The sequence below is a fragment of the Crocosphaera sp. genome (genome assembly GCF_030064895.1).
Classification (GTDB): domain Bacteria; phylum Cyanobacteriota; class Cyanobacteriia; order Cyanobacteriales; family Microcystaceae; genus Crocosphaera.
This window is the reverse complement of the sequence record NZ_JASJEB010000025.1, coordinates 1-12,131: the sequence shown is the minus strand read 5'-3', so window position 1 is coordinate 12,131 and position 12,131 is coordinate 1. Positions and strand designations below refer to the sequence as shown.

The window sequence follows — 12,131 nt, the reverse complement described above, 5'->3', positions numbered from 1 at the left end:
TTTATTATTTCAAAAGGGGAAGATTTAATGTATCAATTAAAATGACATTCCTATTTTTTACTTAGGAATCCATGCTTTATAAACATAAACTCCTCCGATATCGTCAATATCTAAAGGACCTATTTTCTCTCTTGTAAACTTAAAACCTGCCTCCTTTAAGAGTTTTTCATATTCACTACAAGAAACCTTAAAATCACCTAACTCACGTAATCCTGAATCTAGAGCTTGCTGCTCAAGTGTTGCTAATATACCTTCTTCTTTTTCGAGAGCTTTTTGAATAATGTGATTATGATAAGCATTCAGAGCTTGTTCTTTCTCTTCTCGATTATCAGAATCATGTTCTCTTAAAAATTCATCACCAACAATCATCAATCCACCATGCTTTAAATTTTTCTTGACATTTTCAAAATAAATTTCTTTATCAGCCTTTTTAATATGATGATCAGCAAAAGCAGAAAAAATATAATCAAATTGGCCAGGAGGATTATAGTCTCGACTATCTTTATGATAAAGGTTAACTTCAATATCTTGGCTATATGCTCTCAGCTCTCTTTTTTTTATTTTAAGAAGTTTGAAGCAATGCCAGTCAACTTCAATAGCATCTATTTTTCTCAAGTTTCTGAGGCTATTAACAACCTTCATTGTAAAAATGCCTGTTCCAGCACCCAATTCCAAAACGTCAAGTGGGTCTTTAGTCTCCGAACTATGTTTTTGACAAATTCCAATCATTTTTTTTGTCATTTCTTGATAATATTCATGTTTTTCTTCGTGTTCATCATAATCAACAACATCAATGTATTCAGACATTTCAACCCATTTTCTTTTATATTGAGTTAGTCCAGAAAAAATGCGATCACTGATTTCCATAATTTCTTGCTCTGATGTATCTTGACAAGAAATTTCTACCAAAAAGTCAGAATTGATCAATAAATCAAATTGCTTTTGGTATTCGTTAATCTTTTGAGTATTTGCTACAAATGAAATGTTTTTTTGCTCAAGTAACTCATTATCATACATTGCTAATATAGAAGAATTATTTTTTTCATCATGAGAGATTGTAATAACCGAAAAATCTTTGGTATAATTTTCTCCTAAAATATTAGATAATCGAGCATAGCTCATCCCATAAACCTTGTATTTCCGTGAATGTTCTTGCAGAATTTTGTAATAACTTTGAAAATCTTCTGGTTTTGTAAATACAAAAATTCTTTCGTTATTTTCATTAGATGTGTTGCTGATTTTCTTCCCTGTTGGTAGCTTCCAAAATTCTTCTTCAACATCAACAAGTGCAATAGCCTGAACAACTAGATGCGGATAAAAAAGTTCTTGTAAATGAATTAAATATTTTGAATATTCAGAAGCAGGAATTGAATAAGTTGATTTTAAATTATTTGAATAGTTAATTAAATCCGCATAAGACTTAGTAATTATTTTCTGAAACAAGACATTTTTCTGTGCTGATGTATTTTTTTTCAAACGATCCATTGCATTGTGAATCTCTGAAAACTGTTTATCAAGATTACAGTAATATTTATAAGGAGATTTACTAAAATTATCAAACAAAGATTGTAATTTAGGAAACTTATCATTAAGCCAAATATCAATTTCTTCCTTACGTCTTTCTGGTAACATTTCTTGTAGTAATTCATCCCAAGTTTCCCTTCTAAAACCATCACGTTTTTGTAAACAGGCAAGAGGATTACTAATTTCTTCTCCAAAGGTAATTAATTTACAGTTTTCTAGTTTGCCATATAGCCAACCAATCTCAAAATTGATCCAGGGTCTTTTTGATGCACCAGGGGTTAAACAAACAACTCCATAATTAGACTGATTAAGGTTGTCTGACGTTTCTTGAAACCAAGGACTTCCTGATGTAATATCTTCAGAAGAAATCCAAGGTTCTAAATCTCCATACTTAAACATTTCATTTTTAAGACACTCTGCCAATTTTCTTCCAAGTCTTCCAGTCCAAGAAATAAATACTTTAGTCATAATGATTTCTCTCTTTAAATAAAAATTAAGGTATTCCGATTCCAAAAGCTTCTTCTCCTTGTTTTAGTCTACCATGAGTGGGCATTACCATCAGGTAACCATACGGGAACCTAATTGCTGTATCGCCATCATAGGCAACTATCTCATTTTCAGCAATAGAAACAAAGTTCTCAAAATGGCGTATAAAATAAAAATTATGAGTTTGAGATTTAATAATTTTTTTGATTTTAACAACAGTGTTTGAAGTCGAGTTTTGTAATGAGGATTTTGTTAATTTCAGCATTTTTAATTTGTCCAAGACTGATACAATAACATCATAGGCAACTCGATTAGTATTATCTGCATCATGTTGTCCACATTCTACAATAATTCCAATACCTCCAGACCGATCGACTTCATCAATCAACATAGTATGTCCTCGATGAATTTCCCAACCACAGGTATAGAATTGAATTCCTGTCATTGAAAAGAGTTTTAGATGTTCTTCTGTTAAAGTTCCTGCACAAAAAGGGTTTGTTGGTGCAGAAGTAGAATGAAGATCGATTAAGTAATCAACATCTTGAAGAAAAGGAGTAAGCTCTTTAGCCAAGGATAATTCATGTCCAAATGATTTACTATTGCCGAATGAACGATTCAAATCATAGTCAATAAAACGTTTTTGATGTTGAATTGCTTGACAATTAGCAATGATCGTAATTAGACGACCCTTTACTAAAGGAGAGCATGTTAATAACTGATTTTCAAAGGTTTTAATGGCTTGTAATCCACATAATTCATTTCCATGTACCCCAGCGACAAGACAAACAGTTGCTCCCAGCAATTCTGTATCAAATATATTGATATGGCAATTGTTATTTTTGATAGTAACTTTTCTCATATTATTTTCAATAAGCTTAAAATTGAGTAACCTATCAAAACAATATATATAGACGCAAAAAAAATAGGTATATATTTCTCAATTTTAGTCAATCTGCGATACTTTATTGAGAGATGCTCCTCTATTTCCCACTCTCTCGTATAACAGGGAAATGGTAATTTTTGTTCCATTTCAAAAATGACTTTAAATTTAAGATAGTTTAGTTGTTTATATGAATCAATATTCAAGTACCAAGAAATACATAATATTAATCCGAATAATAGGAATAATAAAGACAGTATTTTGTAATTACTGATTATTTTTTCTATATCAGTAAAGAACGTCAAAATACCAAGTAATGCGGAAATAAGTGACAAGTAGAATTGATTAGCTTTACCTCGCCTTGCTGCTACTCTATCCATCATTTCAACATATAGCTTGTATTGTTCAAGTAGATAAGGCAAATTATCAAACTCATCATTTGACCCTTGTTTATTTGACATAATTAATCAAGAATTACACTTTTTTTAAGGTAACTCAACAGAAGTCGGTTTAGCAATATGAGGCAGTCCCCAGCCCAACTTTTCCCTGAGAATACGGAAAAATTCAGGTTCTTCTAGCCTAATAAAACGTGCAGAATAAGGAGACTTTTCCACATAAATTCTATCTTCCGGCAACACATAACACCCTCCATTGCCATCCACAACTAAAACCATTCGGTTAGGAGTAGCAGGAAAAATACTCACCGGTTCCTTATCAGAAAATACCAAAGAACGAGAAGCCAAAGAATGGGGGCAAATAGGGGCTAATTGTAACACTGGGACATCAGGAGTCACCACCGGACCTCCCGCGCTTAAAGAATAGGCTGTAGACCCCGTAGGAGTGGATAAAATCAAACCATCAGCAGCAATATCCACTGGTGCGTGTCTGCCAATTTTGATCTCAAAATGACACATACTGGTCAAAGGTTCGCGGTGAATGACCATTTCATTGAGAGATAAGGCTTCCCATAACAAAGTCTCCCCACGATATAGCTGTACCGTCAACATGGTACGTTCTTCTATTTCGTACTCTCCTGCCAAAACCTTGTCTAGGACTTTTGATAACTGGTTCAGATAAATTTCTGTCAAAAAGCCCATGTGTCCCGTATTAATCGTTAATAAAGGGATACCACAAGGGCCTAACTGTCGATAAGCAGACAATACAGTACCATCTCCCCCCAAGACCAGAGCAAAAGCCATATCTTGATCAAAATTCGGGGGAATTAATTTATCAATGGAAGTATGACAAACAGGACTTTCAGGGTGAGAATAGCCAAGGAGTCCTCCTCGGCCAGTCTCTAAAACAACAGTCCAGCCTTTTTCCGTCAACTCAGTTTGTAAATCTTGAGCAGCTTTACAAGCGACGGGTTTGAGATCGTTATATATAATGCCGACTTTTGGCACAACCAATTATCCTGGATCAGTGTTAACTTATACAGAAGATTTAAAAGGGGTTTTCTTTTTCTTCTTCGCTTTGTTCTTTTCGTAATCGATTTCTTTGAGCTTTTTAAGAATACGACTGAAATACTCTTGAAAATAAGCTTCTAAAGTAGTCGTTTCCTTGACATCAACCCCCAGGGTTTTGTAAACATCATCCATTGAGGCATTTAAGGGTTTACCACTAGCCAAAACTTCAGCGAACGCTAGGCGGTCAGAAATATTATACGTCCATTGGAAGAAACGAGTAAAGCCACGTAAAAATCTTAGCAGTCCCAAGGGTACGCGGGCAATTTTTACTCGTTTATCTGAGAGTCTCTCACATAAGTCGATAATTTCTTCTGGTGTCCAGGCTTTTGTACCGATCATGGGATAGGTTTGTTTTTGGGTTTCGGGAACTTCTAACACCCGAATGGTTAATCTAGCAACGTCTTGGGTGTCCATATAGGCGATAGGAGTACTTTCTCCTGATATCCAAACCGCTTGATTATCCAACATCGGAACAGCGTATTGACCAATTAAGCCCTGCATAAAGCCACAAGGTCGTAAGATAGTATAGTTTAGTCCTGATTCTTTTAAAAACTTCTCTGTACAATGTTTTATCTTCATTAATGGCACATCAGGATACTTTTCAGCGTTGAGAAGGGAAAAGAAGATGTAGCGATCAATCCCTGCTTTTTGAACCGCTTGAATTAAGTTAACCTTGCCATTCCAGTCTATTTCTTTCATGGATAAACTGTCCGTTGGCCTCGCTGCTGCTGCGTCGATAACAGCCTCCATTCCCTCTAAGACACGGGGTAAAGTTTCGGGTTTACAAAAGTCCCCCATCATCAACTCTGCGCCCCATTCTTTTAAAAAAGCAGCTTTTCTAGCATTTCTGACTAAACAACGGACTTCATGTCCTTCATCTAAGGCAGAGCGCACTATCTGTCGCCCTAATGTCCCTGTTGCGCCAACGATTAATAACTTCATTTATAAAAATTGTAATGTTTCTTAACGTTTCTCTAAGATATTAGCAGAAATTTACACCCTTTGGAGATTTTGTCTAAGATCAAAATCAGTGAACAGTTAGCAGTTAGCAGTGACCAGTCACCAGTTATCGCTTATCAGTTTGCCAGTCTCCCCAATATTCTTTAAGGATAATACTGAATATTACTTGAGTGATATTAATAAGATTTTAGGTATTTTAGCTAATGGAATTAAAGAAAATATTTGATTTTAATTTTACTCACTTTCTCCAATTAATGTAAAAGCTCCCCAAATACTTATTTTGTCGGGATCTCGTTTTTTTGCAGCTAATAATGCTTGACGTAACGCTTGAGCTTTACTCATTTTTTCTTGATAAAGATTGCGATAAAAATTATTCATAATATCTGCTGTTTCATCATCTTCAACTGCCCAGAGAGATACCAAAACAGTGGGAACCCCTGCTGCCAAAATAGAACGAGATAAGCCAATAACTCCATCTCCTGTAATTTCACCTCTTCCGGTATCACAAGCACTTAAAACCACTAATTCTGCTTTTAAAGGGGTTGTTCCAGGGAGTCCATACTGTTCCATGATTTCGTCTGTTGTAAGCCATCCATCATTATTTTCATCGGGAGCAAAGGCTAAAATTCCAGGGGAACCAATGCCATTAATTTCATCTAATAAACCATGAGTTGCAAAGTGAATAATTTGAGCATTGGGCATTTTTTCAATTACTTTTGTTTCTGTAGCTAGAGAACCTTTTAAAGGTTCAAAATCACCAAATAAGTTTAATTCTCGGAACATTTTAGCAAGTTCATCAACTTCATGACCGGCCCAAGGTAAAGAAGATAAAGGTCGTTCTTCTGAGCCAACTGGTGTTTGAGGCATAGTAGGATTTCCTACCATAAGAATTTCTTTACTTTTATTTTCTTTTTGAATTCTTTGAGCATTTTGACGGGTAAAAAAGAGGGATTGAATAGAAGGTGCTACCATTAATGTGTGTTTATCAATCAAGTATTTTCCTTCTGCATCTTGTAGGGCAGAAAAAGGTAGTTGAAAGAGGATTTCATCAGGGATAATAATTACAGTATCTTCTTCTTTTTCGGGTAACAACTCTTTAATAGGTTCGATTAAAATATTATGAAGTTGATGAAGATTTTCCTTTAATTCTACTTCGTCTAAAAATTGATAACTTTCGTCAGTTTGATCTGAATTGTCACGACCTCTTACCCCAATATCTGCCTCTCGCATTTCTGGAATTAAGGTTTTTAAAGAAATATTATTTTTGGTTAGATTAACTTCCCGAAAAAAAATTTCTCCTGTTGGTTTAACTACCCAAATATAAAGTGTTCCTGATGTTCCCCTTCGCTTACCGTCATGAATAATATCATCTCTGGGAATAATCGTATATTCAATTAAAGTGGCATTTTGTTGTTTAGCAATTTGTTTAATCTTTTCAATTTTTATCGTTTCAGATAAACTATTTTCTGTATTATTATTAACTGATAATCTTTGAAACTGTAAATTAACAAAAGCTCGGTTTCTTCCATTTTCAGAATCTTCTAAAGCTTTTTCTATTTTATTTTGAGCAATTAATACTTGTTGCAGTAAGTTGTAGGTATATAGTTGAGTATCAAACATTGATATTCTATAAGTATCAGCATTGGCCAGTTGACCTCGCATTTTTTCTAAAATTTCAATCGCATTACGGAGTTTTCCCTCTGCAACTTGTAACTTACCTTCTGTCAACAAAGTATGCGCTAAATTATTTAAAAATTCGGCTTCAAATAATGGTTCATCAATCTCTTTTGCTATTCCCAATGCTTGTTGATGGTATTCAATAGCTTTTTCGTAATTTTTCTTGTGATCAGCTACCAGTCCAAGACTTCCCAAAGCTCGGCTTTTTATGAGAGCAATATTTTTAAGATTTTTTGTTTGAGCAATATCAAGACTTTGAGAATAGTGTTGTTCTGCTTTGTCGTAATTCTTTTCTTCGTGATAAACAATGCCTATATGAATAAGAATATCAGCCTTATAATACAAATCATTTTCTTCTTCTGCAATTGCTAATCCTTGTTTATAATGTGTTAAAGCTTTATCATAATTATCTAAATTTGTTTCAATAAATCCTAAGTTTCCTAAAGCTCTTTTCTTCACGTAATTATCATTTACTGTCTCAGCAATTTCTAAACTTTCTTTGTATAGCTCTTTAGCTTTGTCATAGTCACCTAAAGCTTCATAAGTATTGCCTCGACTAATGAGTAGTCTTCCCTTATATTCAAGGGTTTCTAGTTTTTCGGCAATAGTTAATGCTTGTTCAGTAGTTTCAAGAGCTTTGAGATATTGTCCCAACTTATTGTATCCCACCCCTAAACTACCTAATACTTGTACTTGACGTGGCAGATTGTTGGTATTAAGAATAAGGGGCAAAACAGTTTCTAATGTATTAACTGCCATTTGATATTGAGCTAGGCGATTATAGGCAGCACCAAGCATAATAAGAGTCTTAATTCGTCCTTGTGAATCTTGAAGTCTTTGATAATTTTCTAACGCATCTTGCAAATGCTCAATAGAACTTTCAAATTCATTAATTTTAAACTTTTCAACACCAAGACGATAAAGCTGATTGACTTCTTCTAAGTTTAATGGTTGAGTTTGAGCCACGATTTTGGAAGTGGTTAATTGGGAATCAAACGCTATATGAAGGAAGAAAATAATAGCGGTGATTTTAATGAGTTTACTAAGGTTAAAAATTTTTGAGCGCATAATGTGAACCATTGTATTATTCAATTTTTGATAGCATTAACAAATTTATTGAAATCCAGGAGGAAGTACCTCACTAACATCTAAAATCGAGTCTTGATTATCCAACTCACAGTCAGAATCATCAGGATTATCAGAATCACAGAGACCCTTTCTAGACTGCAACTGTTGTGTAGCTTCCGACTGTTGTGTACTGTTGGATTGTTGTATGTCGGTAGATTGTTCTATTGCTACCTGATTATTAATAGTAGGATTTACTTGATCTACTTGATCTACTTGATCTACTTGATCTACTTGATCTACTTGATCTACTTGCTCTACTTCAACTGGTATAAATTCCACTCCAAATGTACCCCCCAGAAAAGATTGATTACCATTTAGTGTTATAATGATTGGGGCAACCGTTCCGCTAGCGTTTGAGGGTATACTAGAGGGCCCTATATTTTTGATATTTAAGAAAAGTCCTTCCTGGTCTCCCAATAGTCCATCTGGTCCAGGTCCAATAAGAGCTTGACATATAGTCTGCTCACATCCAAAAGTCTGACTAGATACTGGAACAAATTTTCGGTCATCCTCTGGGCCAACTCTTGTAATTAATATATCTTCAGATGGAAGAATGTTTTCTGCTATACCTCCACTGACAAAAGGTATTTGACTATCTCCTCTCACTACAATGCTACCTTCAACCTTAGTGCCATCATCAAACTCTAGATCAAAATTTTGATTAAAAATTGATACATTTTCATCTCCATATACGATGTTAATTTCAGTTTTGACATCATTGTCAGGATTATCATCAAGATTATTAGCCACAGCGCCCCTATCAAACCGCACAACGATACTTGTAGGTACGACCCCTATTCCGTCGTCATTTAGAGGCGGATTCCCTGGAATTTTAACACGTACTTGATTATCACCTGAAAACGTCATCAAGCCCCGGTCTTCAAGAAAGTCCCTAATGGAACCATCTAAAAGGGGTATATTTACAATCCCTCTATCTGAAGAATCTCCTATTCTTAAAATATCTCCACTAATCGAGACAGGGTCACTATTAGTCTGAACAAAAGGTATATCGCGTGTTCCAACAGCCTGAAATAACCCACCTGCTTCAATGGTGGCTCCATTTGCTCCGGTTTGGATTGTTACTACAAAAATATTGCCAGTTGTTGATCTCAATGTGACTTCTGTTGGATTATCTGTGTCACTATCTGAAGCAGTCAAATCACCTGTTCTGATAGTGCTTCTAGCTCCTAGTGTTATATCGCCAGCTGAGTCACCTGTGACTGTATTAATACTTCCTACCGTAATGGTTGCACCTTGAATGGTAATATCTCTTCCATTGGTATTGACTGATTGCGATGTATCATCCATTGAAAAATTACCTATACCATTTCCATCTGCATCTGCTGTAAATCGAATAGAACCTGTTCCTGATTGAAAAGTTAATATACCATCAAGTAATGTTGGAATTAAAGTAGGATTATCTCCTTGGGTTAAGTCTTGGATTCTAATATTGTTTGATGCTTCTAAAATAATGTTTGTATTTCCTCCTACAGTTTCTAATTCTGATTCAAAAATTGTAGTAGGTGCAGTATCATTAGTTTGACTCGGAGGATTATTTAAGACAGAACCTGGAGTTTGTGAATTGTCCCCTTGAAAAGTTGTATTTCCATCATTTCCACCATCTCCTAGTCCTCCTTGAATCGTGATATTCTCAGGATCTAATAATAAAGTTCCTGTGTTGCCATTAACTGCAGTTGTATCAACATCTCCCCGAAAAATTAAAGTTTGTTTTCCTGAAACTTCGACAAAACCACCATCCCCTGAAACATTACCACCCCTAGCAAATATTTCTCCATAAAATCCCGTCACATCATCAGCCCAAACTATCACCTTTCCCCCATCTCCTTCTACTAAACCATCTGCTCTAATTACGGAATCTTCACTTAAATAAGTCCGCAACGCATTCTGAACAGTTCCTTGACCTTTATAATCTCCTCCAATTAATGCCACACCACCCCCATCAACCCCAGAAACATCAATTTCTGCCCCAACAATTCCGACTCTATCTCCTAATACTTCAACGGTTCCACCCACACCAGAAATGGGGTTAGAAGCATCAATATTTCCTGATACAATAGCGTTTCCTACACCACCAGGAACTTGCAAATCACCTACCATAATTTGTCCATTATCAACAGTTATTCCCGTCTCTCCTACAGCGTTTCCTTCCGTTAATAATTGGGGTAAAGAGGCAACTGTAACAGGTGTATTCTCCCCATTAATTGCTGTTTTTGTAGCAACGGGTAAATCTAAACTTAATAAGTTTCCTTCTTGAGTAACACGAACATAATTTTCCCCAGGAATAGCAGCAACGGTGACATTTCCTCCCGGTGTAGAAAGGGTTCCCGTATTGATAACATTTCCCCCTACTAAAGTAATATTTTCTCCTGGCGAAACCGATAAATTACCTGCATTAATAATGCTTCCTGGTTCATCGGTGGTAAAAGCAAATCCTGTGGGATTTCCCATTAATTGACCATAATTATTAGACCCCAAAGCGTTAAACCAAAAATCACCAATTTGAATCCCGTTGGCAGTTGTTGCTGTGAATGATCCAGGCACTTGTAATTGTGCGTGGGGACCGAATAAAATACCAGCAGGATTAACAATATAAAGGTTAGAATTGCCCCCTGTAAGTTGAATTAATCCGTTAATAACTGAGGGATCTCCCCCTACTACTCGACCTAAAATATTCTGAATATTAGGGTTAGAAATAAAGTTAGCAATTTGTCCTTGATCTAGTCCAAATTTATCAAAACTATGGAACAAATTAGCTCCTGCTTGGGTTCCTCCACTAATATTAAATAAAGTCCCATCAGGAGAAACGACAAAGGTTCCAGTGCCATCATTTGCAGAGGTAATAGGTTGAGCAAAAATAGGACTAATCCTACTTTCTAAGGCAATTATTAAGGGAATAAAAAGCAAAGAAGATAATTGTTTAATCATAATTTAATATTTAAGCTAATAACAAAGGTAATTATTGTGAACCTAACGCTATGAAACCACAAGTCAATGTTAGGGAATTACTCGGATTCCTCGTATTTGTCTTGCGATACCAAGACCAAAGCTTATTAATTTATTCAAAGTCTAAACCCGTTTTTTAGAAAGGGAGCCTTAGCAGCAGATTTTTTTAACAAAAATTCACAAAATTGCACAAATTAGAATTATTCGCTAAGCTATGGCATAGTTCCCTAATTATCAAAAACAAATTCATAATAAACCAGCATTTCTCGTTCTTTTTCAATGAAATAGTAACGGCTTTTGTTATAGTGATGGTTTAATTGTTTTCTTTTTTAACAATCATAAGTTAACGTTTTTATCTTGACTAATTTTTAGTTAAGATTAGGTTCTATTGCAATAAAAAATTAGGATAATAACAATGTTAATACAGAAAAAGTTATGTTTTTTTATGATTTTTTTCACGTTTTGGGTATCAATTTTTTCTAAAAATATAAAAGTAATAGCACAAGTTAACCAACCATTTTTAGCCAACGAAAAACAACAACCCCCAAGGGAACAATTACCACCAGTTTCTCCAGAATTGCCACCTTCAGTTCCCATCGAGACAGAAGAAGTTGAAACAGAGCAAGATATTTTAGAATCCACTTTCTGTCCTGCTTTAAGCGTTTCAGCAGAGTCAATTTTTGTACGTAATATTGAAGTGGTTGATAGTACAATTTTGGAAGCAGATCAGTTAGAAATTTTGATAAAAGAAGTGCTTGAAAATTATGAAAATCGAGAAATTTCTATCACTTCATTGCAGAAACTTGCTGAAAGTATTACCAATCTTTACGTTAATCAAGGTTATATCAATTCCAGGGCCATTGTGTGTCAACCAACCACCGATAATCTGGTTCAAATTCAAGTGATTGAGGGAACCTTAGCCTGCATTATTCATGAAGAAAAAACAAAACCTAAAAAATAAGAAATTGGCATCAAAAATTATTTTTTATGAAATGGATTTTTTAAAAATCGTGAATTCGGCTAATTCAATCACTAAAAACTAGCGA

Annotated in this window: 8 protein-coding genes; 1 reads left to right on the top strand and 7 read right to left on the bottom strand. The window is 35.0% G+C overall.

The window, feature by feature from the left end; genetic code table 11:
* Nucleotides 1-57 precede the first annotated feature (57 nt).
* The 7 genes from QNJ66_RS08885 to QNJ66_RS08855 form a co-directional block, all read right to left on the bottom strand.
* Nucleotides 58-1,992, bottom strand: a complete 1,935-nt coding sequence (locus tag QNJ66_RS08885; protein ID WP_300505399.1) for a methyltransferase domain-containing protein — start codon at nucleotides 1,990-1,992, stop codon at nucleotides 58-60.
* A gap of 25 nt (nucleotides 1,993-2,017) precedes the next feature.
* On the bottom strand, nucleotides 2,018-2,869 hold the full coding sequence (locus QNJ66_RS08880) for a succinylglutamate desuccinylase/aspartoacylase family protein (protein ID WP_300505397.1): 852 nt from the start codon (nucleotides 2,867-2,869) through the stop codon (nucleotides 2,018-2,020).
* Nucleotides 2,866-3,351, bottom strand: a complete 486-nt coding sequence (locus QNJ66_RS08875; RefSeq protein WP_300505395.1) for a hypothetical protein — start codon at nucleotides 3,349-3,351, stop codon at nucleotides 2,866-2,868. Before QNJ66_RS08875 ends, QNJ66_RS08880 begins: the two co-directional genes overlap by 4 nt.
* A 24-nt stretch (nucleotides 3,352-3,375) precedes the next feature.
* Nucleotides 3,376-4,293 carry an NAD(+) kinase gene (locus tag QNJ66_RS08870; RefSeq protein WP_300505392.1) on the bottom strand — a complete coding sequence of 306 codons (918 nt, stop codon included), beginning with the start codon at nucleotides 4,291-4,293 and terminating at the stop codon, nucleotides 3,376-3,378.
* Nucleotides 4,294-4,320: 27 nt separating this feature from the next.
* Nucleotides 4,321-5,298: an SDR family oxidoreductase gene (locus tag QNJ66_RS08865; protein ID WP_300505389.1), complete on the bottom strand. Its 978-nt coding sequence runs from the start codon at nucleotides 5,296-5,298 to the stop codon at nucleotides 4,321-4,323.
* A 252-nt stretch (nucleotides 5,299-5,550) separates the two neighbouring features.
* The gene (locus QNJ66_RS08860) at nucleotides 5,551-8,073 is read right to left on the bottom strand and encodes a CHAT domain-containing protein (protein WP_300505386.1); all 2,523 of its coding nucleotides are present in this window, start codon (nucleotides 8,071-8,073) and stop codon (nucleotides 5,551-5,553) included.
* A 33-nt stretch (nucleotides 8,074-8,106) separates the two neighbouring features.
* On the bottom strand, nucleotides 8,107-11,067 hold the full coding sequence (locus QNJ66_RS08855) for a filamentous hemagglutinin N-terminal domain-containing protein (RefSeq protein ID WP_300505383.1): 2,961 nt from the start codon (nucleotides 11,065-11,067) through the stop codon (nucleotides 8,107-8,109).
* Nucleotides 11,068-11,530: 463 nt separating this feature from the next.
* Between QNJ66_RS08855 and QNJ66_RS08850 the strand changes: the two genes are divergently transcribed.
* The gene (locus tag QNJ66_RS08850) at nucleotides 11,531-12,046 is read left to right on the top strand and encodes a POTRA domain-containing protein (protein WP_300505381.1); all 516 of its coding nucleotides are present in this window, start codon (nucleotides 11,531-11,533) and stop codon (nucleotides 12,044-12,046) included.
* Nucleotides 12,047-12,131 lie beyond the last annotated feature (85 nt).

What these genes read in the sequence shown, in the direction of transcription:
- QNJ66_RS08885 (WP_300505399.1), bottom strand. Translation starts at nt 1,992, where the DNA reads ATGACTAAAGTATTTATTTCTTGGACTGGAAGACTTGGAAGAAAATTG.
- QNJ66_RS08880 (WP_300505397.1), bottom strand. Translation starts at nt 2,869, where the DNA reads ATGAGAAAAGTTACTATCAAAAATAACAATTGCCATATCAATATATTT.
- QNJ66_RS08875 (WP_300505395.1), bottom strand. Translation starts at nt 3,351, where the DNA reads ATGTCAAATAAACAAGGGTCAAATGATGAGTTTGATAATTTGCCTTAT.
- QNJ66_RS08865 (WP_300505389.1), bottom strand. Translation starts at nt 5,298, where the DNA reads ATGAAGTTATTAATCGTTGGCGCAACAGGGACATTAGGGCGACAGATA.
- QNJ66_RS08860 (WP_300505386.1), bottom strand. Translation starts at nt 8,073, where the DNA reads ATGGTTCACATTATGCGCTCAAAAATTTTTAACCTTAGTAAACTCATT.
- QNJ66_RS08855 (WP_300505383.1), bottom strand. Translation starts at nt 11,067, where the DNA reads ATGATTAAACAATTATCTTCTTTGCTTTTTATTCCCTTAATAATTGCC.
- QNJ66_RS08850 (WP_300505381.1), top strand. Translation starts at nt 11,531, where the DNA reads ATGATTTTTTTCACGTTTTGGGTATCAATTTTTTCTAAAAATATAAAA.